This window comes from Bradyrhizobium sp. SZCCHNS3002 (assembly GCF_032377435.1).
Lineage (GTDB): Bacteria > Pseudomonadota > Alphaproteobacteria > Rhizobiales > Xanthobacteraceae > Bradyrhizobium.
The window spans coordinates 39,600-65,091 of the sequence record NZ_JAUHHY010000017.1 but is presented as its reverse complement, the minus strand read 5'-3'; the positions used below and the strand labels follow the sequence as shown (position 1 = coordinate 65,091).

At 59.9% G+C, this 25,492-nt stretch carries 26 protein-coding genes; 12 read left to right on the top strand and 14 right to left on the bottom strand.

The genetic code is table 11. The features are described 5' to 3' along the window. Positions 1-27: 27 nt before the first annotated feature. Positions 28-1,254 (top strand): tyrosine-type recombinase/integrase, encoded by a 1,227-nt coding sequence (locus tag QW845_RS28835; protein WP_315804888.1) that lies wholly within the window; start codon positions 28-30, stop codon positions 1,252-1,254. A 33-nt stretch (positions 1,255-1,287) separates the two neighbouring features. Here QW845_RS28835 and QW845_RS28830 read toward each other — a convergent pair whose 3' ends face one another. The 4 genes from QW845_RS28830 to QW845_RS28815 form a co-directional block, all read right to left on the bottom strand. Beyond that, on the bottom strand, positions 1,288-1,512 hold the full coding sequence (locus QW845_RS28830) for a helix-turn-helix domain-containing protein (protein WP_315804887.1): 225 nt from the start codon (positions 1,510-1,512) through the stop codon (positions 1,288-1,290). Positions 1,513-2,032: 520 nt separating this feature from the next. Beyond that, positions 2,033-2,746 carry a hypothetical protein gene (locus QW845_RS28825; protein ID WP_315804886.1) on the bottom strand — a complete coding sequence of 238 codons (714 nt, stop codon included), beginning with the start codon at positions 2,744-2,746 and terminating at the stop codon, positions 2,033-2,035. Between the two features lie 406 nt (positions 2,747-3,152). Further along, positions 3,153-3,398, bottom strand: coding sequence for a hypothetical protein (locus tag QW845_RS28820; RefSeq protein WP_315804885.1), 246 nt, complete (start codon positions 3,396-3,398; stop codon positions 3,153-3,155). Next, positions 3,395-4,075 (bottom strand): sigma-70 family RNA polymerase sigma factor, encoded by a 681-nt coding sequence (locus QW845_RS28815; RefSeq protein ID WP_315804884.1) that lies wholly within the window; start codon positions 4,073-4,075, stop codon positions 3,395-3,397. Before QW845_RS28815 ends, QW845_RS28820 begins: the two co-directional genes overlap by 4 nt. 26 nt (positions 4,076-4,101) lie before the next feature. On the opposite strand from QW845_RS28815, the gene QW845_RS28810 reads away from it, so the two are divergent. The 4 genes from QW845_RS28810 (at position 4,102) to tnpC (QW845_RS28795) (ending at position 8,262) form a co-directional block, all read left to right on the top strand. Continuing rightward, positions 4,102-5,010 carry a protein-L-isoaspartate O-methyltransferase family protein gene (locus QW845_RS28810; RefSeq protein WP_315804883.1) on the top strand — a complete coding sequence of 303 codons (909 nt, stop codon included), beginning with the start codon at positions 4,102-4,104 and terminating at the stop codon, positions 5,008-5,010. Positions 5,011-5,419: 409 nt separating this feature from the next. Continuing rightward, the gene (tnpA, locus tag QW845_RS28805; RefSeq protein ID WP_315804882.1) at positions 5,420-6,316 is read left to right on the top strand and encodes an IS66-like element accessory protein TnpA; all 897 of its coding nucleotides are present in this window, start codon (positions 5,420-5,422) and stop codon (positions 6,314-6,316) included. Continuing rightward, entirely contained in the window at positions 6,313-6,666 is a 354-nt protein-coding gene (gene tnpB / locus QW845_RS28800; protein WP_315804881.1) for an IS66 family insertion sequence element accessory protein TnpB, read from the top strand. The genes tnpA (QW845_RS28805) and tnpB (QW845_RS28800) overlap by 4 nt, the downstream gene beginning before the upstream one ends. Before the next feature lie 69 nt (positions 6,667-6,735). Then, positions 6,736-8,262 carry an IS66 family transposase gene (gene tnpC / locus QW845_RS28795; RefSeq protein WP_315804880.1) on the top strand — a complete coding sequence of 509 codons (1,527 nt, stop codon included), beginning with the start codon at positions 6,736-6,738 and terminating at the stop codon, positions 8,260-8,262. 346 nt (positions 8,263-8,608) lie between these two features. On the opposite strand, the gene QW845_RS28790 is transcribed toward tnpC (QW845_RS28795), so the two are convergent. Then, positions 8,609-9,697: an IS110 family transposase gene (locus tag QW845_RS28790; RefSeq protein WP_315804879.1), complete on the bottom strand. Its 1,089-nt coding sequence runs from the start codon at positions 9,695-9,697 to the stop codon at positions 8,609-8,611. A gap of 198 nt (positions 9,698-9,895) precedes the next feature. Between QW845_RS28790 and tnpA (QW845_RS28785) the strand changes: the two genes are divergently transcribed. The 7 genes from tnpA (QW845_RS28785) to ribD all read left to right on the top strand — a co-directional run bounded on the left by tnpA (QW845_RS28785) (position 9,896) and on the right by ribD (position 15,261). After that, positions 9,896-10,792, top strand: coding sequence for an IS66-like element accessory protein TnpA (gene tnpA / locus QW845_RS28785; RefSeq protein ID WP_315804878.1), 897 nt, complete (start codon positions 9,896-9,898; stop codon positions 10,790-10,792). Beyond that, complete coding sequence (gene tnpB / locus QW845_RS28780) at positions 10,789-11,043, top strand: IS66 family insertion sequence element accessory protein TnpB (RefSeq protein ID WP_409997980.1); 255 nt, start codon at positions 10,789-10,791, stop codon at positions 11,041-11,043. Before tnpA (QW845_RS28785) ends, tnpB (QW845_RS28780) begins: the two co-directional genes overlap by 4 nt. Next, positions 10,949-11,143, top strand: a complete 195-nt coding sequence (tnpB, locus tag QW845_RS34215) for an IS66 family insertion sequence element accessory protein TnpB (RefSeq protein ID WP_409997982.1) — start codon at positions 10,949-10,951, stop codon at positions 11,141-11,143. The genes tnpB (QW845_RS28780) and tnpB (QW845_RS34215) overlap by 95 nt, the downstream gene beginning before the upstream one ends. A gap of 69 nt (positions 11,144-11,212) precedes the next feature. Then, positions 11,213-12,793 carry an IS66 family transposase gene (tnpC, locus tag QW845_RS28775; RefSeq protein WP_315804877.1) on the top strand — a complete coding sequence of 527 codons (1,581 nt, stop codon included), beginning with the start codon at positions 11,213-11,215 and terminating at the stop codon, positions 12,791-12,793. A 133-nt stretch (positions 12,794-12,926) separates the two neighbouring features. Further along, positions 12,927-13,100: a hypothetical protein gene (locus QW845_RS28770; protein WP_315804876.1), complete on the top strand. Its 174-nt coding sequence runs from the start codon at positions 12,927-12,929 to the stop codon at positions 13,098-13,100. 47 nt (positions 13,101-13,147) lie between these two features. Continuing rightward, positions 13,148-13,405 (top strand): transposase, encoded by a 258-nt coding sequence (locus tag QW845_RS34210; RefSeq protein ID WP_409997981.1) that lies wholly within the window; start codon positions 13,148-13,150, stop codon positions 13,403-13,405. A 770-nt stretch (positions 13,406-14,175) separates the two neighbouring features. Continuing rightward, positions 14,176-15,261 carry a bifunctional diaminohydroxyphosphoribosylaminopyrimidine deaminase/5-amino-6-(5-phosphoribosylamino)uracil reductase RibD gene (ribD, locus tag QW845_RS28765; protein WP_315804964.1) on the top strand — a complete coding sequence of 362 codons (1,086 nt, stop codon included), beginning with the start codon at positions 14,176-14,178 and terminating at the stop codon, positions 15,259-15,261. A 31-nt stretch (positions 15,262-15,292) separates the two neighbouring features. On the opposite strand, the gene QW845_RS28760 is transcribed toward ribD, so the two are convergent. The 9 genes from QW845_RS28760 to ribA form a co-directional block, all read right to left on the bottom strand. Continuing rightward, entirely contained in the window at positions 15,293-16,156 is an 864-nt protein-coding gene (locus QW845_RS28760; protein ID WP_315804875.1) for an IS3 family transposase, read from the bottom strand. Positions 16,157-16,206: 50 nt separating this feature from the next. Further along, positions 16,207-16,473: a transposase gene (locus QW845_RS28755; protein ID WP_315804874.1), complete on the bottom strand. Its 267-nt coding sequence runs from the start codon at positions 16,471-16,473 to the stop codon at positions 16,207-16,209. A gap of 418 nt (positions 16,474-16,891) precedes the next feature. Next, the gene (locus QW845_RS28750; RefSeq protein WP_315804873.1) at positions 16,892-17,959 is read right to left on the bottom strand and encodes a methyltransferase; all 1,068 of its coding nucleotides are present in this window, start codon (positions 17,957-17,959) and stop codon (positions 16,892-16,894) included. Between the two features lies 1 nt (position 17,960). Then, a complete protein-coding gene (locus tag QW845_RS28745; RefSeq protein ID WP_315804872.1) occupies positions 17,961-18,959 on the bottom strand; it encodes a formylglycine-generating enzyme family protein in 999 nt (332 codons plus the stop codon). A 155-nt stretch (positions 18,960-19,114) separates the two neighbouring features. Continuing rightward, positions 19,115-20,308, bottom strand: a complete 1,194-nt coding sequence (locus tag QW845_RS28740) for an alpha-hydroxy acid oxidase (protein WP_315804871.1) — start codon at positions 20,306-20,308, stop codon at positions 19,115-19,117. 102 nt (positions 20,309-20,410) lie between these two features. Next, a complete protein-coding gene (locus QW845_RS28735; protein WP_315804870.1) occupies positions 20,411-21,772 on the bottom strand; it encodes a DUF6687 family protein in 1,362 nt (453 codons plus the stop codon). Between the two features lie 2 nt (positions 21,773-21,774). Then, on the bottom strand, positions 21,775-22,773 hold the full coding sequence (locus tag QW845_RS28730) for an NAD(P)H-dependent oxidoreductase (RefSeq protein ID WP_315804869.1): 999 nt from the start codon (positions 22,771-22,773) through the stop codon (positions 21,775-21,777). A 96-nt stretch (positions 22,774-22,869) separates the two neighbouring features. Beyond that, positions 22,870-24,546, bottom strand: coding sequence for a WD40 repeat domain-containing protein (locus tag QW845_RS28725; protein WP_315804868.1), 1,677 nt, complete (start codon positions 24,544-24,546; stop codon positions 22,870-22,872). A 29-nt stretch (positions 24,547-24,575) separates the two neighbouring features. After that, entirely contained in the window at positions 24,576-25,175 is a 600-nt protein-coding gene (gene ribA, locus QW845_RS28720) for a GTP cyclohydrolase II RibA (protein WP_315804867.1), read from the bottom strand. Positions 25,176-25,492: the final 317 nt, after the last annotated feature.

Sequence of the window (25,492 nt, the reverse complement as noted above, 5' to 3'; positions counted from 1 at the left end):
AGCGAGGGACAGGAGTTCGAATCTCCCATGCAGCTTCTAACTCAGAAGCCCGAGATCACCGCCAAGAACTATCTCTCCGTCGGGCCCGGTGAATACCCGTGCGGCAACAACCTCTATCTGATCGTTACCCCAAGTGGCGGCCGCCGCTGGGCGTTCCGCTACCAGCGCAACGGCATCGTCAAGAAGATGGGTTTTGGTTCGGCCAAGGAAACCGGCCTGAAGCTGTCCGAGGCCAGGGACAAGGCGATCGACGCTCTGCGACTGCTGGCCAAGGGGACCGATCCGCGAGAGCACCGTGACGTCGAGAAACGCCGCACGCAGGGATCGCGCCAGTTCGGCGAATTCGCCGAGGAATGGCGGCGAACCTACGAGACCGGCATGAGGCACAAGGCCGCCAAAGCAAAGCTGAAGCGCATCGTGCAAGTCGTCTGCCGCCCGCTCCACAAGCACTGGGTCCACGAGATCGAAACCGCCCATGTCGTCAACGTGCTCATGCCGATATGGCAGCAGCCTGAGACCTCGCGCTCCGCTCGCCAGATCATCAAGAAGATTCTCGACGCAGCGATCGCCCACAACCTGCGACCGAAAGACAACCCGGCTGATTGGGCCAGCCGACTGCAACCGATCATGCCGAGGCAACGGCGGCGTGGCACGATACGGGGCGGCCACAAGGCGATGGACTACCAGGACCTGCCGGCGTTCATGCACAAGCTCAGCGCCATCTCGACACAAAGCGCGCGGGCGCTCGAGGTCATCATCCTGACGCTGGGACGAACCGCCGAAGTTCAGAACATGCGCTGGGCGCAACTCGATCTCGATAACGGAATCTGGGATCTTGGCTTTCTCAGCACCAAGAACGAGCGGTTGAAGCGCACGCCGTTGCCCCGGCAGACGTTGACCTATTTGCGCGAGGCTTACGAGAGCCGCGTCAATGACGAATTCGTGTTTCCCGGTCGCAGTCTGAAGAGACCGATGAGCAACATGACGATGCTCAAGTATCTCAAGGAGCTCACCGGAGACGACTCCCTGACTGTGCACGGCTTCCGCACGACGTTTCGAACCTGGGCGCAGGAGCAGACCCACTTCGAGGAGGAAATCGTCGAGCATTGCCTGCACCACATCACGGGCGATGATGCCGAAAAGGCCTATAAGCGCGGCGAGGCCCTGAAGAAGCGACTGCATGTGATGCAGACATTCGCAGACTTCGCAACGCAACCACCAAGGAGCAATGTGACCCCGATGAAGGTCGCCTGAAAGTTCAAGCTATCCCCTGCCCCGCCGAGGATGTCAGCGCTCGGGCTGCTTAGCCGCATCGGGCAGGCTTTCCAGGAAGGAGGCCAGATCTGCGCGCGTGATGATCGTCCGCGTGCCATACTTTCGGATTCGCAGCCGCCCTTCTTTGATGGCCTTGTAAAGGGACGTCTGGCCGAGCGAAGACAGGACCGCAGCCTCAGGAACGGTGAGGCAGAGCTTTTCCGCGGCGTTTCGAAGCATCGGTTCGCGCTTTGGCATCCAGGGGTATTCTCGCTTTATTTGATTGCCGCGACGACATCGAAGGCACGCAGATCCGACCGATGAAGGCTAAGCGAATGCTTGGCAACATTCGAAGTCCCCTAGGCGGAGTTTCGGACGCGATTTCGTACAATTGGGATGGTTGAGAATTCTGACTGAACTGCAGCGAAGCGCGGATGCCGAGACCAGCTAAGAGGCAGCCGCAGTGTCAACATCGTGTGGCGACTGTTGCCCCCATTACTGCGCCTCGGTTCCACAGCTCTCCAAATCCTTCCGGACGTCCTTGGAGTGCCTCAAAGGAGATCGGCGCGGACAAAGAGCCGATCCATTCACTTCAGTCTCCTGCGCCCGCTCTGGGCCTTGCAGCGCATGTTCACGAGGAGGCAGAGATCAGGACGATACACGGCATGGCCTCCGGTTCGGCCCCTGAACCGCCCCTGCCGGCTCTCCCCACCGGTTTGGAGCTTCGTCACGTCACTGCACCCAGCACAATCTGGGCGCCCCGCGACAACTCGATCGCTTACCTCACTTTCGGCCGACCGCCAGCTGGCAAATGTCGGTATCGGGTCCGGAGCTCCATGATCGCAAACCGATCGAGCTCACCCCGCCGGTAGCGTTGACGCAACTCGTCCCTTGCTGGGTCCGGAAGCGCGACAATCAATTCCCAACCTTCAGTGGCGTCGTCGAAAAGGCCGACAATCCTCGGATCGAGGCAGGCGTCATCCTGGAGCTCGGCCACCTCATCGTGCACCGAGCCGACGACGTCAGGCCAACCATCGAAAGCGCGTGCTCCCAGCAGATCAGGTCTGTTTTTATATAGTTCTTTATAGGCAGGTCCCTCAGGGCCCCGCGGTGAGTCTTTATACGCAGGTCCCCTTTGGACCCGCGGAGCCGCAGGTCCCTTTCGACCCCGCGGACGCGCCGACTTGTCCACAGGCACCGGCACGTCACGGACGACGTAATCGATCTCGCCGAACCGATGTCCGTCGACAATTCGTTGCGGTTCGCGTATGACGTAGCCGGCGGCTATCAACTCTCGGAAAATACGCTGGAGCTTCTTGCGGCCGACCAGGAGGGTTCGCCCGATATGATCGAGGCGGACGTGCCATTTGTGGGGACGCGACAAGAGATAGCCGAGGACGCCCTTGGCCTCGACAGAGAGGCGGGGATCCGCGAAGACCGCGTTCGGAACGATGGTGAACTGCGCCTTGTGCTCGCGACGGACAATGGTCACCGGCGGGTGACCGTCCAGGTGAGCCCATGCAGATCGGCGCGAACTCGAGCCGCCTGACGGCACCCTGCCCCTATGGAACGGCGTGCGAAGCTCACGAGAGTATATGCCCCGCTCAGGAGCTTGCAGGACCTCGCATTGGTCGGAGCGCGCAACTCACTCGGGCAATGGTCGCACGGCGACATAGGTCGATTGTGCCACAGCAACTCCGGACTCGCATATCGCCGAGTCTTCGCTGTGCTACGCCGCCATGCGATCGACAGGTCGCGGAGGTCTAGGTAGCGCGAGATGTGTCAACCACGATGAGCGTCCCCAGTGCGAGGCTCGCCGTGCACCGCATGCAGTCCCCTCAACCGACCGCCCCTCAAAGAGGCCGGCTCCCTACTCTTCCAGGCCTTCTCCCACTCGATCAGTGCCGATTGTGATGTGACAGGACTGACTCGAGGCCGCGTTCTGTATCACTAGAGCTCACAATGCGGGGCTCGCCGCCCTCGGCGGCTTGCGCCGCCTTGACGATACGCCTGACCTGACGTGCCGTGCCGGCCAGGGCACGTCCCTGGATCTCCCGGAGCTCCTCGTCAGTCGCCGCAATGACGTCATCGCTGAGCGCCTGGAGCAGGCGCGCGAGTTCGAGACGGGGGTGCCAGCGTGTCATGGCGAGCTCCAATTCCGTTGGTGGCGGAGCAGCGCGCGCCGCATTCGCCGCCGCGCAGTATCGTATTCGATATCAGGGATGCGGTAGGCGCGGCAGATCTCCCTGGCCGTGAGGCCGTTGGCCAGCCCATCAATGATCTGCAACACGACCCGATCTCCTGCAAACAGCCGGAACACCTCGGCGAGCCCTGCGACCGCCACGGCCACGCGTTCGGGATCGGCCAATTCGTCAACGGGATCGCTCAGGACGCCGTGCTGGCCGCGATCATCGCGGCTGACCAGTAGCCGTTGCTCGCTCCTAACGCGCCGCCAATAATCGTCGCAGAGGCTGCGCATGACGCCGGACAGGAAAGCCAGGATCGGCACACCCAGCGGCCAGACCCGCGATCCGTCGAGAACGCGGAGGATGGCCTCATGCAGCACGTCGGTCCAGCCGATCCCTCCGGGCAGCCCGCGGCTCCACAATTGCGCCAGAGCTTTCAGCCGCACCAGATCGGTCTCAGACAAGGCCTCGATGGCCGCCCCCGCATCGGCGACCGTGCGACCGGCCTTCGAGCCAACTCCAGGGGTGCCAATCGATCGTTCCATCACCCCTATTATGCGGCCGAGCAGATCCGTTGCGGACAGCCTCGGGAAAACTTTTCCGCCGTGTCCGCGCGACCGATCCGAGATCCGCATCCTCTCCATGCTGAGAGGAGAGAACCGTGGATCAGATCGCAAATGCACGCCGCTGGTATGCCGAAGACCTACGCTGCAAGACGCCCATTCTGCGCAACCCACACATCGTCGAGGCCTTCGGCGCCGTCCCGCGAGAGGCGTTCGTCGGCCCAGGTCCTTGGCAGATCATACCCTACCCCTACCGGGAGCCGTTCATCACCCCGGACGACGATCCGACTTGGCTCTATCACGACGTCCTGGTCTCGATCGACCCGACCCGGAAGCTCAACAATGGGATGCCGAGCTTCTGGGCGCGCAATTTCGAGCACCTCGATATCGCCAGAGGTGAACGGGTGCTGCAGATCGGAGCCGGCAGCGGCTATTATTCAGCCGTGCTCGCCGAAATCGTCGGGCCCTTCGGGCGGGTGACGGCGATCGAAGTCGACCCGGCTCTGGCCGCTCGAGCCCACACCAACCTGAAGGGCTGGCCGCAGGTCCAGGTGATCTCGGGCGACGGCCGAAACGTCGATACCGACGCGAGCGACCATGACGTGGTGATCGTGTTCGCAGGCTGCACTCATCCCGCTCCGCAATGGCTCGATGGCCTCACCGACAACGGCCGGCTATTGCTCCCGCTGACCAGCGAAGATTGGTCCGGCTTCCTGCTGCGCGTGGTCCGCCGCGGTGCATCCTTCGAGGCCTCGTCGATCGGCGGCGTCAGCATCTATCCCTGCGCAAACGGGCGCGATGAGGACGCCAGCCGCCGGCTGAAGAGCGCCCTCGAGAACTCGCCGATGATGAGAGTTCCGATCCTAGCCCTCCATCGTGGCGTTCCATCATCCGCCGAGTCGGACCGGGTCTGGTACCAGGCCCCCGGCTTCTGGCTGGAGCGACAGGGATCGGAGGTCAATGCGACCACACAGCAGGCCGAAGGCGGCAACAACGACACCGCCTGATGCGCGATCCGCGTCATCGTCTAAGACAGCCTTCACCCAGCCCGGGCGGAATGCGTCAGTGCAAACTCGCAGGCGCCACGGCCGCGATACGGCATCATCCGCCGGCGCAGACCGCGTAGCGGATTCTGCCCTTGGCGCGGAATGATCCGAGTCTTCGCCAGAGTTCGCTACAGCAACGATCAGTGCCGAAATGATCTTTGAGTTCGCTGGGAAAACTCTCAATCGCGGCACGCCCACCGACCGACCGGCACGGTTGAACGCAAGCCATGTCAGTGGCTTGCTGTTCGACCGGCGAGCCGCTTTTATCTTGCCGGGAGTAATCGGGCGGTAACCGTCCGGTCTCTGCACACCTTCCCCCTCGTGTGTTGTCGTTCCATTTCGAGTTCTCTGCTGCTGTGGAGAATCTTCGGTGGGATCCAAACATTTCGAGAACAAAGCGCGCCGCGAATGGTGGTCGCTGCACATCGAAGCGTGGCGTCGCAGCGGTCTCGGGATCCGCAAATACTGCCAGCAACAACGCCTGACCGAGAACACTCTGCGGCGTTGGCTGAAGCGGCTGGCCGGCAACGAGACTGCGCTTAAGCTCGAGAAATATCAGACGGAATTGCGCCGCGAGCGCGCCCGAGACGAGCGAGAAAAGGCGCTCCGAAAGCAGAAGCAGCGCAGGTTCACGATCACCTCGGATGTACGCAATCGAGCGTCCCAGGCGTTCTGGGCGATGCATGTCGAGGCGCTGAACTGGAGCGGGATGGAGCTCCGCGCCTACGCCGCGGCGATGCAGCTGTCGCCGCATTCGCTGCACAAATGGCGCGACCGACTGGCCACCGGCGAGGTCACGATCGACTGGCGCGCCCATCTTCATCCCTCCGCCCGTCCGCCCGTTAGCACTAGTGCTAGGAACTCACAGCCCGAACGCCGCTTGACAGCCGCTGAAATCGGCGATCCGGCCGCGACCAAAACGCCGGCCCGCCGCTTCTTCAGCGACGAAGAGAAGCTCGCGATCGCCAGGGAAACCGAGCTACCAGGCGCCAAGGTTTCCGCCGTCGCGCGCAAGCATGGGATCGTCACCGGGCTTCTGTTCCGCTGGCGGGCGCAGTTCGGCATTGCGCAAAAGAAGCGCTCCAAGCTCGCCCGTGTCGTGCTGCCCGACGACATGCCCGCCGCACGCGCCCTGCGCGATCTCGTGCGTCCACCAGAGGGCATGATGGCTGTCGACCTCGCTGATGGACGGCGTGTCTTCGCTCCCGCCGGCAGCGATCCGAATGCGGTGCGGGCGCAGATCGAAAGCGGAGAGACAGCATCATGATGTTCATTCCTGCAGGCGTGAAGGTGCACCTGGCGCTCGGCTACACCGACATGCGCAAGGGCATGGACGGGCTTGCGATGCTGGTGCAGGACACGCTGAAGAAGGATCCGTTCTCCGGTCATCTGTTTGCCTTCCGCGGCAAAAAGGCATCGATCCTGAAGGTCCTGTTCTGGGACGGAAACGGGCTTTGTCTGTTCACGAAACGCATCGACCAGGGTGGCTTCGTGTGGCCGGTGATGGCGGGCTATGATGGCTCGATCACGCTCACGCCGGCGCAACTCGCGATGCTGATCGAAGGCATCGACTGGCGCGCGCCAGAACGCGTATGGAAGCCTGCGATTGCAGGATGATCTGCAAAAGCCGGTGTTGAACTGAGTTGCGATTCTTCTACGAATCAGCGTGTTCGAGTACCATCGGACATGCAGCTCGATCTCACCAATCTCCCCTCCGATCCTGAGCTTCTGCGGCGCCTGGTGCGCGACATTGCCGCTGCGATCGACCATCGCGACACCGAGATCGAGCGGCTCAAATCCATCATCAAACAGCTGCAGCGAATGCAGTTCGGCCGCAGTTCCGAGCGCATCGACCCCGATCAGCTTGCACTCGGTCTGGAGGAGCTCGACAGCGACATCGGCCGCGTGGAAGAAGCGCAACCGAAGGTCACACCGGAAGCCAAATCTCCGCCGCGACGCCGTCCGCTGCCCGATCATCTGCCACGCGAAGACGTTCTGCTTGACGTACAAGACCGGGTCTGCGGCCGCTGTGGCGGTGCTCTCCATCTGATCGGTGAGAGCGTCAGCGAAATGCTGGATTGGGTCCCCGCGCAGCTTCGCGTCGTGCGCACGACCAGACCCAAATACGCCTGCAGAGCCTGCAAAAAGGTCGTGCAAGCCGGCGCGCCCGAGCGGTTGATCGCTGGCGGTCTGGCGACGCCAGCGCTGCTCGCGCAAGTGTTGATCAGCAAATACTGCGATCATCTTCCGCTCTATCGGCAGTCGCAGATCTTCGACCGTCACGGCGTCGATCTCTGCCGCTCGACGCTCGCGGGCTGGGTTGGCGGCGCATGCTGGTGGCTCGAGGCCTTGCACGAACGGCTGTGCAAGAACGTGTTCGCCTCCAACCATCTCTTTGCTGATGACACGCCGATCCCAGTGCTCGATCCTGGACGCGGACGAACCAAAACGGGACGGCTCTGGGTGTACGCGCGCGAGCAACGACCCTGGAGCGGACCTGAACCTCCGGCAGCCATTTATCTGTTCGCGCCGGACCGCAGAGCCGAACGTCCAGCCGCACATCTGGCCGCCTTCAAGGGCATCCTGCATGTCGACGGATATGCCGGCTTCGAGCAATTGGCCGACAAAGAGGGCATCACGCTCGCAGCGTGTTGGAGCCACTCGCGACGCAAGTTCTACGATGTGGCCGAAGCCACGGCGTCCCCCGTGGCAACTGAAGCCCTGCGTCGCATCGGCGAGCTCTATGCAATCGAGGCGCACATCCGCGGCCAATCGCCCGACTACCGTCTTGCCGAACGCAGGACCTTCTCCAAGCCGATCGTCGACGCTATGAACGTCTGGCTCGATGCGCAGCTCCGCCTGGTCTCCGGCCGCAGCACGCTTGCCGAGGCGATCCGCTATGCGCTCTCGCGCTGGCACGGCCTGACGCGCTTCCTGAACGATGGCCGCGTCGAGCTCGACACCAATCCGGTCGAGCGCGCCATCCGCCCCGTCACCCTCGGCCGCAAGAACCACCTGTTCGCCGGCAGCGATGGTGGCGGACATCGCTGGGCGGTCATCAGCTCGCTGATCACGACCTGCAAGCTGAACGAAGTCGAGCCCTACGCATACCTGCAGGACGTCCTGCAGCGAATGATCGACGGACATCCCGTCAACCGCCTCGATGAGTTGCTGCCGTGGCGCTGGAAGCTGGCTGATCATGTCAAGACCTGAGGCATGTGCAGCGGCCGGACGCTTACATCGGGCGCTTCTCCGCCTTCTGCTCCGACATGATCGTCTCCTCTGCTTGATATTATACGGCTGCACACGAGCGGTCGACAACATGGCATTGGTCCGGCTTTCGTCGTGATCTCGGGGTGATGACATCTGGTGGTCCATCCAGGAGTTCGTGCTCAACCCCGCCTGCCAAGCGGGCGCACATGTCGTCGTCAGGATCGCGGGGCAACACAGACACAGTAGCGCGCTCGACGTCTCAATCGAGCTGTCGTCGCCGGCAAGATAGCGTGCTCTCCGCATCCGCTTCGATCCACCAAATGCCTCTCCGCCGATCGGCGGAAGCTCAGCCAATCTTCTGTCGTCGCGCCGTCGGGTTGCTAAAACTCGGTTCAGCGGCACTTTCATCTTCGGCTGCGAACCGGAACACAGATCCGTCGATCCACATGCGATGCATGACCACCGCCAGCTTACGCGCAACGGCCACCACCGCGCGCTTGTGGCCACGCTTGGCTGCGATCCGGACACCCCAGGCCTTGATGCCGCACCATTGCTTGGAACGCACCAGCATTGCGCTCGCCGCCTCGTAGAGTACGGTGCGAACCTCCCCGTCGCCGCACTTCGAAATGTGCCCTTCGATGTCGATCGATGTGCCCGTCTGTATGCGCCGGGAGGTCAGCCCAAAATGCGCCCCTACGGTCTTGGACTTGCTGAACCGGTGCGGATCGTCGATCGCTGCCTTGAAGGTCAAAGCAGTCACGGGACCAACGCCTGGAATGGCGCAGAAGCGCCGGCAGAGCTCGTCCCGTCCGACCATTTGAACCAGCAAGTCGTGCAGCCTCTTGTACTCGGCCCATAGTGCTTCCCAGGCCCGTAACATGCATTCCGTTATGCCCCCAATCAGACTGTCATGAGCCACCAGGTCTCGCACCCGCGCCGTAAACGACGCCCGCTGAACCCGCGGTCCAACCAACAGACCGAACACCTTCAGCGACTGTCTGATTTCGTTTTCGATGTCGAGCAGCTTGCGCTTGAGCGTCCGCCGGTGACCGAGGAGCAGCCGTAGTTTATGGCTCTCCGGGCTCTTGACGTGGACCGGTCGATACCAGCCCGCCCGCACCAGATGCGCCAGACCGCGCGCGTCATTCTTGTCGGTCTTGTTGCGCTGCGCCTGCAGGGCCGCCGCTGCCTGCCGTGCTTCCAACAGCACCATGGGAAGGCCCAGGGACACGAGCTCACGGTGCAGCCAAGGTGCTACACTGCCTGCTTCATGGCCGACCTTGTCGAGCCGCGGCAGATACGGCGCAAGCGCTTCAAAGATGATCGCCGGATCGGTCAAAACGCTGGCTTCGAACACAATGGTGCCGTCGCGGCTGTTCATGACACAGATCGCGGTCTTGGTGCTCGAGGTGTCGAGCGCTGCTGAGAGTTTCATCGGCGGACGTCCTCTTCGGCGAATCAATGTTGATCCACCGCAATGCTGCGCCTTTGCCGTCAACACTGTCTCGCCTTGCGCGCGCCCGATTACGCCGACACTTTAATCGGCCGGGTGTAAGCGTCCGGTCTCTGCACACCTTCCCCCTCGTGTGTTGTCGTTCCATTTCGAGTTCTCTGCTGCTGTGGAGAATCTCCGGTGGGACCCAAACATTTCGAGAACAGAGCGCGCCGCGAATGGTGGTCGCTGCACATCGAAGCGCGGCGTCGCAGTGGTCTCGGGATCCGCAAATACTGCCAGCAGCAACGTCTGACCGAGAACACGTTGCGGCGTTGGCTGAAGCGGCTGGCCGGCAACGAGACTGCGCTTAAGCTCGAGAAATATCAGACGGAATTGCGCCGCGGGCGCGCCCGGGAAGAGCGAGAAAAGGCGCTCCGAAGGCAGAAGCAGCGCAGGTTCACTGTCACTTCGGATGTGCGCAACCAGGCGTCGCAGGCGTTCTGGGCGATGCATGTCGAGGCGCTGAACTGGAGCGGAATGGAGCTCCGCGCCTATGCCGCGGCGATGCAGTTGTCGCCGCATTCGCTGCGCAAATGGCGCGACCGACTGGCCACTGGGGAGGTCACGATCGACTGGCGCGCCCATCTTCATCCCTCCGCCCGTCCCGCCGTTAGCACTAGTGCTAGGAACTCACAGCCCGAACGCCGCTTGACAGCCGCCGAAATCGGCGATCCGGCGACGCCGCCGGCACCGGTTCGCCGCTTCTTCAGTGACGAGGAAAAACTCGCGATCGCCAATGAAACCGAGCTACCTGGCGCCAAGGTCTCTGCCGTCGCGCGCAAGCACGGCATCGTCACCGGGTTGCTGTTCCGCTGGCGCGCGCAGTTCGGCATCGCGCAAAAGAAGCGATCCAAGCTCGCCCGTGTTGTGCTGCCTGACGACATGCCCGCCGCACGCGCCCTGCGCGATCTCGCGCGTCCACCGGAGGGCATGGTGGCCGTCGACCTCGCTGACGGACGGCGTGTCTTCGCTCCCGCCGGAAGCGATCCGGATGTGGTGCGGACGCAGATCGAAAGCGGAGATGCAGCGCAATGATGTTCGTCCCTGCGGGCGTGAAGGTGCACCTGGCGCTCGGCTACACCGACATGCGCAAAGGCATGGATGGGCTCGCAATGCTGGTGCAGGACACGCTCAAGAAGGATCCGTTCTCCGGTCACTTGCTTGCCTTCCGCGGCAAAAAAGGCATCGATCCTGAAGGTCCTGTTCTGGGACGGAAATGGGCTTTGTCTGTTCACGAAACGCATCGACCAGGGTGGCTTCGGATGGCCAGTGATGGCGGCCTATGATGGCTCGATCACGCTCACACCGGCGCAGCTTGCGATGCTGATCGTAGGCATCGATTGGCGCGCGCCAGAGCGCATCTGGAAGCCGGCGATTGCAGGATGATCTGCAAAATGTAGTGATGAACTGAGTTGCGATTCTTCTACGAGGAGGCCGGTTCGAGTACCATCGGACATGCAGCTCGATCTCACCAATCTCCCGTCCGATCTTGAGCTTCTGCAGCGCCTGGTGCGCGACATTGCCGCTGCGATCGACCATCGCGACACCGAGATCGAGCGGCTCAAATCCATCATCAGACAGCTGCAGCGAATGCAGTTCGGCCGCAGCTCCGAGCGCATCGACCCCGACCAGCTTGCACTCGGTCTGGAGGATCTCGACAGCGACATTGGCCGCGTCGAGGAAGCGCAGCCGAAGTTCACACCGGAAGCCAACTCTTCGCCGCGACGCCGTCCGCTGCCCGATCATCTGCCACGCGAGGACGTTCTGCTCGACGTGCAAGACAGGGTTTGTGGCTGCTGTGGTGGAGCTCTCCATCTGATCGGCGAGAGCGTCAGCGAGATGCTGGATTGGGTCCCGGCGCAGCTTCGCGTCGTGCGCACAACCAGACCCAAATACGCCTGCCTAGCCTGCAACAAGGTCGTGCAAGCCGGCGCGCCGGAGCGGTTGATCGCTGACGGTCTGGCGACGCCGGCGTTGCTCGCGCAGGTGTTGATTAGCAAGTACTGCGATCACCTTCCGCTCTATCGGCAGTCGCAGATCTTCGACCGTCATGGCGCCGATCTCTGCCGCTCGACGCTCGCAGGCTGGGTTGGCGGCGCATGCTGGTGGCTCGAGGCCTTGCACGAACGGCTGTGCAAGAACGTGTTCGCCTCCAACCATCTCTTCGCCGATGACCCGCCGATCCCGGTGCTCGATCCTGGCCGCGGACGAACCAAGACGGGGCGGCTCTGGGTCAACGCACGCGAACAGCAACCATGGAGCGGCCCCGAACCTCCGGCCGCTATCTACCTGTTCGCACCCGACCGCAAGGCCGAGCGACCGGTCGCACAGCTTGTTGCCTTCAAGGGCATCCTGCATGTCGACGGATATGCTGGCTTCGAGCAGCTAGCCGCCAAAGAGGACATCACGCTCGAAGCTTGTTGGAGCTACTCGCGACGCAAGTTCTACGATGTGGCCAAAGCCACGGCGTCTACCGTGGCGACAGAAGCCCTGCGCCGGATCGGCGAGCTCTATGTCATCGAGGCGCGCATCCGCGGCCGATCGTCTGACTACCGTCTTGCCGAACGCAGGACGTTCTCCAAGCCGATCGTCGACGCGCTGAACGTCTGGCCCGATGCACAGCTCCGCCTGGTACCCGGCCGCAGCACGCTTGCCGAGGCAATCCGTCATGCACTCTCGCGCTGGCACTGCCTGACGCGCCTCCTGAACGACGGCCGCGTCGAGCTCGACACCAATCCGGTCGAGCGAGCCATCCGCCCCGTCACCCTCGGCCGCCAGAACCATCTGTTCGCCGGCAGCGATGGTGGCGGACATCGCTGGGCAGTGATCAGCGAGCTGACCACAGCCCTGCGATGGCCGCCGCCGACGGACATTCTCGGCCGGCGAGGTCGCGATCGATTGGAGCGCTCATTTTCATCCCTCAGCCCGTCCGGCGATGCCGGCCAAGTCCAACGCACCCGCGTTGTTATCTTCCGGGAACGAGGCTCGCGATCGCGAGAGAAGCCGAGCTGCCCCGCGTCGAGGTCTCTTCCGTAGTGCGCAAGCACGCCATCGTCACTGGGCAGTTGCTCCACTCGCACACACAGTGCGGCGTCGTACAAAAAGCGCCATGCAAGCTCGCCCGTGTCGCGCTGCGCCCTGTGCGATCTTGTACGTCCACCCGGAGAGCATGATGCTCGTCGACCTCGCTAATCGATCACCTATGTCCTCTCCTGCTGGCAGAACAAGGGCCCTGCGCCGGATCGGCGCGCTCCATGCGATCGAGGCGCTCATCCGCAGCCAATCGCCGGCCTACCGTCTTGCCGAGCGCCGGACGTTTTCAAGCCGACTGTCGACGCTCTGAACGTCTGGCTCGATGCACAGCTCCCCTGATCTCCGGCCGCAGCCCGCCTGCCGAGCGATGGCACCGCCACGCGCTTCCTGAACCGTGGTCGGGTTGAGCTCGGCACCGATCCAGTCCGGTGCGCGATCCGTCCTGTTACGCTTGGCCGCAAGAACCACCTGTTCGCCGGTAGCGACGATGGTGAACGTCGTTGGACAATAGTCGCCTCGCTCACCCCACCTTATAGGTTGAACGACGTCTTGCCGCGGATGATCAACGGAGATCCCGTCAATCGCCTCGACGAATTGGTGCTCGAAGCTCGGTGATCATGTCAAAACCTGAGCATGTGTAGCGGCGGCTCAGTCGCGACGCTGACTTCACACGCGACGGTGCCGCCGCGGCAGCTCACATCGCATATCGCGGTCTTGGTGCTGGATCTCAGGTGCTGGCAAGAGATTATCGGCGGACATCGCCCTCGGCGAACCAAGTCCCCCTGCTGCGCCCTTATGGCAAAAACTATCCCGTCTTGCCTACGCCTGGTTACGGAGACAGAGTCGTCTTGGGTCTCTCCGCCTGCGTCTTCGACACGATCGTCGTTCTGCTTTGTGGCGCGCTTTTCCATCGATCCGACGAACACCTCACCGGCATTCTTGCCCCGTCGATTCCACCGTCAGGTTGTCACCGCAATTAATTAGCGAGGGTACATCGGTCATTCGCTGCGCTGGTGCGCGAGCTGGTCGATGCCATGCCGCGTGCAACGGCTGCGGCTCCAGACAGATCGCTGGTAAGCCCCGACTTGTCATCTCCGCATTGATAGCGAAGACAAGATCCCGAACTGGTCGCTGACCCGCGGTAGACGGCTCGGCTACAGCGGCAGCGTTCCCTCCACTTATTCACCGCTGCATCCTTCAGCAGCTCAGCTGCCTATATCCCGAACCACGCAACTGGCCGTCTATTCTAGCAGTTGTCCGATCGGATCGCTCGGCCTATCCTGTCTAGTACATCGAAAGCACTCCGCATCCACCGATCTGTTGCAAGCCATCGTCGGCACTGGAGACTTCGCGTGTTATCCTCCCAATTCGGTGATCGTCATTTCATGCAATTGTCGCTCGCACTCGGGCGACTTGGATTGGGCAGGACTTGGCCTAATCCCAGTGTCGGCGCACTCGTGGTCAAAAACGGCGCGATCGTCGGTTGCGGTAGCACTCAGCCGGGTGGCCGCCCCCATGCAGAGCCGGTTGCGCTCAAACAGGCGGGGGAGGCCGCTCGTGGTGCGACACTCTACGTTACCCTGGAGCCATGCAGCCATTTCGGTACATCTCCACCTTGCACCGACGCTATTATAGGTGCTGGCATCTCAAGGGTTGTGGCCGCGATCGAGGATCCCAACCCCGTCGTAGCCGGACAGGGATTTGCGAAACTGAGGGCCGCCGGCATTACGGTCGTTACTGGCATCAACCTCCACGAAGCTGCTTATTGCCACGCCGGTCATTTTCGGCGCATCAGGGATCATCGCCCCCACGTCATCCTGAAATTGGCACTGTCTTCTGATCACAAGATTGGCGCTTCTGGTGGAACGCCTGTCGTCATATCGGGCCCGTCGGCTCGCGATCGTATACATCTTTTGCGCGCACAGACGGATGCAATCTTGGTAGGTATAGGCACCGTTCTTGCGGATGATCCGCTGCTTACATGTCGATTGCCCGGAATGGAATCATGTTCCCCGGTGCGCGTGGTTCTCGATAGTAATGGGTGCATTCCTGATCGAAGCCGCCTTGTAACCTCTGCTCAACAGACGCCCCTTTGGGTTTTCACCTCTGATCGCAGCAATATTGACACCTCCAATCTGCAAGCAGCCGGCGCCACGATCTTCACGGTACGCGCAGCGAGCGGCTCTGGGCTCGATCTTCTTGCCGTACTGCATGTTCTCGCAGACAAAGGCATAACCCGTGTGCTTGTCGAAGGGGGCAGCCGCGTCGCCTCGTCCTTCGTTGCCGCCAACCTGGTGGATGAAGCATGGCTATTGCACGGAAAACGCGCAATCGGCGGTAACGGGATCGATGCCCTTGCTGAGTTGCCGCTCGAACAGATAACGTGCTCCCGAAACTTCCAGATCCGACATCGTGAGTCGTTAGATGCAGATCTCCTAACGATTTACGAGAACACCCAACGTCTACTTTAATCCAGTTAGCGCTTGACCTTGCCCCCAAGTTTTATCCAGGTCTGAGTTCGTTCGGACGGTTGGATGTGCTCATGCGGGCGGCGGGAGCTGGCGCGGAGCCTTCGACACAGCGCAGCGCCAGATCCCGACGCGGATTGCAGGTGGATGCGAACTCGGATGGCGTCTTCCATCCGAGTTGGGAGTGTGGCCGACCGTCGTTATAGTCGGCCTGCCAGCATCGGAGCGCAACGCGGGCCTGGGCGAGCGAGGTGAACAGCGTCTCGTTCAGCAGTTCATCCCGCAGGCGGCCATTGAAGCTCTCGATGAAGGCGTTCTGCATGGGTTTGCCCGGCGCGATTAGTGCCAGGCGATGCGGCTCTGATCGGCCCATGTCAGGATGGCACTGCTGGTGAGTTCGCTGCCATTGTCGCTCACCCACCATCTTGGGCTTGCCGCGCTCGGCGACCAGCCGGTCCCGCTCCTGAGCGACCCGGGCGCCCGAGAGTGAGGTGTCGGCCACCAACGCCAGGCACTCGCGGGTGCAGTCGTCGACCACGGTCAGGACGCGGAAGCGCCGGCTATCGGTCATCTGATCCGACACGAAGTCGAGCGACCAGCGATCATTCGCGAGCAGCGGCACCTTCATCGGCGCTCGTGTGCCGAGGGCCCGCTTGCGGCCACCTCTACGGCGCACCGTGAGCCGTTCCTCCCGGTACAGCCGGAACACCTTCTTGTGATTGACCAAGTAGCCCTCTCGCTTGAGCAGGACGTGCAGGCGACGATAGCCGAAGCGGCGGCACTCCTGGGCGATCGTCCTCATGCGCTGCCGCAGTCCGGCATCATCGGCCCGGCTCGTCTGATATCTGACCGTCATGCGGGAACAGCCGATGGCTTTACACGCCCGCCGTTCGCTCATCCCGTGAACGCCCACGAGATGCGCGACAGCTTTCCGCTTGGCCGCGGGCGTTACCACTTCTTTCCCAGGAGATCCTTCAGCGCGGCATTGTCCAGCATGGCGTCCGCCAGCAGCCGCTTGAGCCGCGTGTTCTCGTCCTCCAGCGTCTTCAGCCGCTTGGCCTCCGAGACGTCCATTCCGCCGAACTTGGCCTTCCATTTGTCAATTGTGGCGTCGCTCACGCCATGCTTGCGGTACAAATCGGCGACCGGAACGCCAGCCTCGTGCTCCTTCAAAATCCCGATGATCTGCTCTTCCGTAAAGCGGCTGCGCTTCATGCTCTGGTCCTCGTTGGGGCCAGAACGAACTTAAAACTGGATTATGCCCGAGGGGCACGGTCACGCTCCCAAATGTTTGCTTCACCCCAGATCGGCCCTTAATAATATCGTCCTTGCTCGGCCCTACGAATCCAACTGTGGCCTACACCACGTTTTTCAGACCTATCATCACTTTCGGGCAACTAATATCCCTCCCCAACATCATACGCGCCCTTTCCTGAAAAGCCTGCGACCGCTAAAACACACCGACGAACCAGCAACTTAGCCGCATACGTTTGCCTACATATGGGTCGATTGCGGCGTGTTTGGATGGCGTCGCCCTATGACACTCGGCGGATAGGCATTCAGCCCGGCGATATCTGATCCAGAGGTTCACATATCGCGCGGTGTGCTCTTCCACCAATGCGAGCTTAGTAAGCTAAGGCGTTTGCGCTTCAAGTCGCGTCTCCTTCCACTCCGGAGACAGCCCTCTTGCATCACCCTTTCGACCGACTACGACGACATAGCGTCCTGTAGGATCAAGTGGCCGCTGAATAACCGAGAGTCCCGCGCTGGCAAGCAATTCCTCAATCCACGGGGTCGGATGCAGCCCACCGTGTGTGGTGTTCAGCATCATATGCATCGAAAACCCAGCTGCAGCCGCAGGCGAGATCCCGTCGGTATTTAGAAGCTGAGTTGCGACCACGAGTAGCCCTCCGGACCTGAGGACCTCGACTGCTCGATAAATCAAGTCGCGGACCGTCGCAGGCTCGAAATAGTGGAGACAATCGTTCAGGAGTACGACGTCGGCCAATACACCAGCAAAGCTAGCGGGCAGCGTTATATCCTTTGCCCGGAACGCACACCGTTCCGAACAGCCAAACTCACGGAACGTCTCCTTTGCAATCCGTTCTGCGCCGGGATAGTCCCACACCTCGCCCGTTACTTCTGGTTCTGCTCGGGCAAGCGCCGCGAGATAAGTTCCATGACTCCCAGCCATATCGATCACATGCTTCGTCCCTAACGGAAACGGCAAGGAGAGAAACGACGGCAGGTTGGCGACCGCTAGATTGCGCATTGCTTGATGGAACGCTTCGTTCGCCGCTTCGTCACCATTGAGCTTGTGTTCCTGGTGCCATGGCAGCACGTCTGTTGACGAAAGCGTCTCACCGATCCGTGTCCAAGTGCTCCATTGCCTGCGCTGATGCTCGACTACACCTCCCATATATCCATCGCGCGACCTCACGAGGCTTTGGTCCGCCACTAACGAATTGTGATAACGCCCCATATCGTCCTTCGATAACAGTCCGTTTGCCACGAGTGCATTGAGAAAGATCACGGCTTTACGGGGTACCCACCCCATGCTTGCGGCCAACACATCAGCATGATGCGGTTGGCTTGTTAGCTCAAACAACCCGACGGAATGTGCAAAATGCAACAGCGCTGAGTCATGAAATTGATCGACCATACGGAAGAGATCACTAGTCCCCAATTGCTTGCTGTCCATTCTAGATGTCCTCCGCCAGTCGAAACGAGATGGGATAAAGAGGCAGCCCTACTGGTCCATGGCGTCGCTGGCACCTCGCGAGATCCTGAAACCTTGTAAAGGCTCCACCACGACAGACCCGGTAGTTTCTAGCTGCGGCCAGGGTCGCAAGATCGTCTCCGATCGTTGTGCCGCCCGGATATGCTGCGTAGAAGTCCGATGTCCATTCCTCAACATTGCCCGCCATATCCAGCCCCCCAAAGAACGAAGAACCTTTTGGAAAACAGCCGACGGGTGTGGTCATAAGCAATCCGCTCTCGAGAGTGTTCGCGCAATCTTCAGCGAATTCTCCCCAAGGGAACGCACGACCGTCTGGACCGGCTGCCGCGTATTCCCATTCGGATTCCCGCGGCAGACGAAAACTACGCCTCGTAGTACGTGAAAGCCACTCGGCGTACGCCATTGCCGCTGTATCGCTCACCGAGTAAACGGGATGATTTGAAAGCGCTGGATTAAAGCGGCCAAATGCCCAAGAGGTCGGCACCTCCGGATACCCCGTCTCTCGCAGAAAGGTCGCGAATTCAATGTTTGTGACTAAGTATTTTCCAATCCGATACGGATCCAGTCGGACGACGTGCCGAGGTGCTTCCTTCGCAATCCATTCTTGTTTAACACCACGCTCCTTGTAGCGATCGGCGACGACGCTGACTAATTTAAGCGGAAGGCCAATACGCACCTCACCCCCGGCAATATCGATCATCTCAGGATCGGCGCCCCTGATTCTGGGATCTCCTAGAAGTCCCAGAAAAAGCCCGGCAGCGAGTCGCATTTCAAGAGAGGCTTCGCACGTCTCGATGATTGAAATGAGTTCCGACGGAGATGCTCCATAAATCTCCGCCCCGACGTGAGTGAGTTGCTCAACCTCTGGCGCTAAGTATTGCTCCGGCAAGCCCATCGCGGCCCGGGTCGGCATAGCATTGATTTCTTCCGCTATCGCGGAGAACGCCTCTTTAATCTTCATTTCGACTACACCTAATCGAGGCTTGGCAGCCTGATGACCCACTATCATGTCGTCGCATATCTACAACGCGAATACGCTATCCCGACACAGCTCACCTCATAGGGTATCCTGTCGTTGACATATCGAATATGACAGCGTCATGCTTCCTGCCTTTACTATCGCCGTAGCGACCGCGGCACTCTCATTTCCACTTGCTCTATCGCGCCCTCGTCCGACCGTGCCACGACTTGCGACCCAATCTGCCCCACGGCGGTTATGCCACAAAGGCCCATAGTCGTACTGAGCTCCTTCTTAATAATGTCGATCGCCTTCGCTACGCCACGCTGACCACCCGCGCCAAGACCGTATATATACGATCGCCCTATCATGCATGAACTCGCTCCTCGCGCGAGCGCCCGCATCAAGTCCTGGCCGGATCGAATACCACCGTCGAAAACAATCTCGATCTCCGACGCAACCGCGTCAGCGATATAGGGCAGCACTGAAATTGACGACGGCGCCCCGTCAAGCTGACGCCCCCCATGATTGGACACGACCAAGGCATCGACCCCGGCATTTACTGCTGCACGGGCATCCTCGACATCTTGAATACCCTTAAGCACTAGCTTTCCCGGCCATATAGAACGAAGCCACTCGACGTCTTTCCACGTCAACGACGTATCGAACTGAGCGCTTAGCCAGCCTGGTATCGACATAGATTCACGCGCGCCAGGTAGGTGGCCGACAAGATTACCGAAATTTCGGCTCTTTCCACGCAGGACACCTGCCAACCAGGCAGGCCTCGACATTACGTCAGCAATCATTCGCAGGTTGAGCCGCAGCGGTACCGCCATTCCATTTCTAATGTCAGCGTGCCGCTGTCCCATGAGTTGGCAATCAACAGTCAGAACAAGCGCCGAACATCTCGCCGCGAGCGCTCGATCAACTAACGACTTGCAGAAGCCACGGTCTCGCATCATGTACATTTGAAACCAGAACGGACCCTGGACATTCTCAGCTACGGCCTCGATTGAACATATTGACATGGTCGATAAGGTAAATGGAATTCCGGCCTCTTGAGCGGCACGGCAGGCAAGAACCTCACCATCCCGATACTGCATCCCTGTTGCACCTACGGGGGCTAGTATCAGCGGTAAGCTCGCCTTTTCCCCCAAAATTTCCGTACTCAGCTGTCTGCTAGACGTGTCGACTAAAACACGCTGGCGAAACTTAATACGTTGAAGATCATCGCGATTCGCGCGAAGGGTCTCCTCCGCGTAGGAGCCCCGATCCGCATACTCGAAGAAGGCGGTTGGCACTCGCCGACGGTGCAACTGTCTTAGATCCTCAATGCAAGTGATGTTATTCATGGGAACCCCTGGGCGGCAGCGGACTCGCGATCTCGGCAAGCCAGCATCACTGAACTTGAGTTAGAAACGCCACACGATCCTGGGCATCGGGCGCCCCTGCACTTAGATCACCACACGTCGTCCCTCGATCAGCGGAAGCCACGCCGGCGGCGCGACGCGTAAGAAGTCAATCAGGGTTCGCACAACGTACGGCTGCTCAAGCGAGCTCCGTTCAGTCGCAGACCATCGCATAGCCGGCGTAATCTGCTGTACGCCATCGTATATCCAGCCACGTGTTGACCTCTCCAGCTCGTTGAGCGCTTCGGCCAAAAGCGCAAGGTCGCGCCTTGGCCGCGGAATAGCTGATCTCTTCGCAACCCAGGTCTCATACCGTTGGCGCACTTCGTACCGTTCCCCTCCAACCAGCAGCAGCGTTCCTGACTCGCAACGATTGTGGAAGGAGATACTGGACAGACCAGAGTATCTGAGGTTCGTCTCTGCTGTAGGCACGGCTTCGACTTCAACTAATTCGAATATGGTAAGATCCACCTCCGGGACAACGATGATGCTGATCTTCCCTTCATTGAAGAGACGCTCGGTCCTCGAGAAGACCTCTTCCTCCGGTCCCCAAGCCGCCTCGTAGCCGCCAACGCCACCGACGATGCTCGGAAGCTCGGTCAGGAATTCACCGAATAGTTCGACATTTGTCTTGTCGACCGGCTGCTGCAGTTCCGCCGCCCGCTCCTGTCGATCAGCAACAAGCGCATTGATCGTGAGACTCATGCGCCTCGTGAGCGGATCGTGCCCACGGTTGAAGTCACCGTACTGAGCGATGCTGAGTAATTGGCCTCGATTCCTCTGCGCCCACTCCGGACTGAGCGCTGCAATGATCCCAACGAGCCCATCAACATCGAAATGATCGCTGGTGAAGCAATCGCATGGCATAGGCTCGCCCGCGTCCAGATAACGGAAGACACTGTCTGCCGATAAATCCGCGCGATACCGCTCAGGAGTATTCGCAGAGGGCCAGTGCGACAGAGTGAGGATCGTACCGGCGTTTTCAAAGGCATCGATCGAGACATTCCGCATCGCTGCGGAGGCTTCAAATGGAACATACGTCCCCTTGCCGAATCGTACCGGCAGGACAACATCTGCCGCGCTGGTTCGGTTCGGGAGTGGCAGAGTGGGCGCCATACCTGATGCGCCCATTTTGCGACGAACAATACCAGACGACTCGGTCGATGGCTCATAGCGCAGCCGCACCAGCGCACGCCGCCGATAGTCCAGACTACCGTATGAGGCCACGGTACATTGCCCAGCGATGCATGTCCCAAGATCGAAAAACTGGTTTTCGATGACGATAAGAGCCCGCCCGGCGACGTAGCGCACATCCATATCGAGCAATGCTGTAGCGACATCCTCGTCGACCAGCAGCCTTGCGCAATCCACCCTGCTGAGCGCTGTGCGATCTGATTCCTCTGACATGTCTAAGCCGATCGTAGTTGGCTAGCAGCAAACGATCTGCCGTGCTCGATCGCCGCCAATTCAGGTGAGTACACCTCGATCATAAGCCCGTCAGGGTCCTCGAAGTAGAGCGCCCATCTGACGCCATCTTCTCCGGCGTGAGCTCCAGGCGCCGGCCCGTTCCCCTTGACGAATTTCACTCCAAGAAGCGCAAGCCGCGCCTCAAGCTCTCGCACACCCTGGGCAGTGGTTCTAACACCAAAGTGAAACGATGGAGGGTATAGAACTTGTTCCACCTCCTCGATGAAAAACTCAAAACCAGCGAGATCTGTGACTGCCTTTCGGGGGCCCAAATTATACAAATGCCGCGCTCCCAGGGTCTCCGAGTAGAACTTAATAGCGTTCGGTAGATGTCGCGTCATAATGTTCAAGTGGTTTACGCGTGGCGTATGTAGATCGTTTCCACCTGAGACATCCGATACGACTTCCCGAAAGAGTTTTGCCGTGGCAGCGAAGACGACGAACTCTCCGATCATCTGCTCAAGCCGCAGACCCGCCTCCGACTTTATTTCGCCGTCAGAAGAGACATCGTCCGGCAACACGTCGACGGTTCTCGGAAAGCAAATTGCGTGCGCATCGAACGTAAGGCTCGTCATCAAATCGCGCACAGCCAGATGGCTACGCGGCGATCCCTGCCCGACTACGAAGGCAACCGGCTTACCGGCGAATGCTGCAGACGTTATCTCAACCACCGCCTTTGCGCTGCCGCTCGGTCCGAAGCAGTAGATCGGCAACAGAATTACAATGCCGTCCGATGTCGATATCTGCACGCGCAGCCTCTCGTATTCTGACGGATATCGGTCAAGTTGACGATTATCCGCCCATACGGCTGGCAATGAACGGATATCGACTTCGATGACCTCGCACTTTCGCTCTCTCAATCGGCTCACGATGATCGGCCCGCACTGCCGGCTGCAGGAGACCTCGCTGGCGGACAACGACATGACTACAAAGCTTGACATCTACTTGGCCCTCCTAGCTATTGGTGCTGCTGGGTCGATATTCATTTGCAATACTCTCGATGCTCGACGATGCGTCGCGCCGGACGCCGTTCCGTGTCAGACACTCACACGATAGATCTCACCATCGTACGAGCTTGCTGCAAATTCGCTGCCCGCTACTGCCGCTATGGACGACACGCCAGCAGCGGTAGGCCGGGACACGTGACACCAATCTTCAGCCGCCACATCAAAAATCGCCACCATCCCACCGTAGCTTCCAGTGGCTATCCATCTGCCGTCGCTCGACGCAGATACGCACTTGATCGAATTTTTGTGGGGCGTGTCATGGATAACTGACTCGCCACCGCTCCAGATTCGAAGCTTGAGATCCCGTCCGACACTAGCAAAGCCAGATTCGCCCAGCGCCGTGCAACCGTTAGCAATGCGGCTGTGTGCTCTGGTTATTCTGGCCAAGCAGCTGAAGTTCTCAATCGAATGAAAGCTGACGTCAGCGGTCGCGCAAACCGCAAATATCTTGCTCGACGAACAGGCCACTCCCTTGATGGCGTTGCTGTCCAACTGCACCGTCGCAAGGTAACGGAGTCCTTCGGCTCCGAGGCGGAATATCAGTCCTTCACCGGTATATGTGCCTATCACGGCGTGCGGCTCACCATTGCGAATGAAGGCGGCGCCGCAATTCAATGGAGATCTATGTTGGTAGAGGACCTTCCCCGTCTTAGCATCGAACAGCTGCCCGAGCTGGCCACCGGTGACGAGCCGCTGACCAACCGGTAAAAGGAAGTTGCAAAGGCTACCCATCGACGCCAAGGGCCTTCCGTCGGCCATAACCACGCCCGCATCACCGACTGTATATTCCACGCCTTCTACGACGCGAACAGCGTTAACGCCGGCAGGTGCCTCAACATTGCTAGTATCCCACTCGCGCGATCTCAAATCATATGAAGCAAAGGTTGATCCAAACGTCGCCGTTACGAGCCGCCGGCTATCGAGGAAGGCGCAACTACGTGGCCACACGACTGCCGGTATTTGGCTGCGACTCCGTTCTCTCAGCGTCCCATCCTCCTCTACACTCCAAAACGCCGCCTGCCGATCATAGCTCATACTGACCAACAACCCTGTCGCCTGACTCCAGACGAGGCGCTTGATACCAGCCTCGTGAGCCTGAACCCGGCCTGCTGAAGGAGAAACTGTCACGATCTCTCCATCATCGTTACCCGCCAAAATCACCCCCCGATCCGTGATAACGACCGTGTCCGTTTCGACGTTGTCGAGATCAACCGTATTCAACAGGCTCCCAGTTCGCGGATCCCAGCGACGCACCGTTCCGTCGTCGCTACTCGACACCAACGTTCCTGTCTTCGGCTCCCACACTACTGAAATGACATCCGCTTCATGCCCCTCAAACACATTAAGAAGAGCTCCATCAAGGCCAAAGCTGCGAATTTTATAGTCGCGCGAGCAAGTCACAACCATTTCCGCTTCATCAAGAAAGATTGCCATCTCGACATCATCCCGATGGTCACCACACACCGCCCGAAGGCGCATCGTCGGCACTTCCCAAATCCGTGCGGTGTAGTCACTGCTGGCGCTAACGAGGAGATCACCTCCACGATTAAACTGACACTGGTTCGCTAGGTGGTCGTGCACACCTCTCGCGGTCGATCTTCCAGGACCCGCATCCCACAGTATCACCTGATTGTCATATCCCGCCGTCGCTACATATCGCCCTCGGGATGTCGAAACTCCACTGATCGGTCCGCTGTGCTTGATCATTCGGCTCTCCTGATCATTAGCCTTACTGTTCAACCTAATTCGATCGCATGCTTGTTGTTTGCCTTCGCGACTAAGTAGCGACGGTTGTACGACGTAATATACGCGGGTGTACCTACTCGCTCGACAACGCGCACTCCATTATTCTCAAGCTGACACACCTTGTCTGGATTGTTCGTAATAAGCCTCACCGATTTCACGCCTATTGCTCTCATCATTTGCGCTGCCGGCGCGTAGTCACGCATATCGTCACGGTAGCCGAGGAACCTGTTTGCCTCGAATGTGTCGAGCCCCTCGTCCTGCATTAGATACGCCCTGAGTTTTGCATACAGACCGATTCCACGCCCCTCCTGCCGCAAGTAGGCGAGGCAGCCGCCGTATCGCGTCAGAAGCTTTATCGTGCCTGCCAACTGTTGACCGCAGTCACAGCGAAGAGACGCGAATACATCTCCGGTCAAACATTCTGAATGAATACGAAAGAGCGGCACTGACTCTGGGTCGACTCGGCCAAAGATGATCAGTACGTGCTCTTTTTCATCACCGAGATTGTCAAAGCTGACAAACGTCGCTCTCACGGCTTTGCCGCCGATCGGGATCTCGACCTTATCCCGCACGCAGACCTCAGTCGGCATTGACACCTCCCATTCGTCTTCTGTTTGGCGACGCGGTCGATGCGCGTGAAACCCACGTTTCGCATCACCCGTCTAACATCGTCGTAACGATGCTAATTGGTCCAATCTTATCATAGCTACGCTGGTCTCTTAACTACCAACTCGCTACATATTTTTGCCCGATCGACACGACCATATCTGCTGCGGTTGATGGCCGACATACTCGCAGTGATTTACGCGATGCATTTCATACACCGCCTTGGTCTCGCTCAGCTTTCGCTCCTGCCATTTGACGTCCGGCTCGATTCGAAGCCGCCACCCCCACATATGGAACGTAA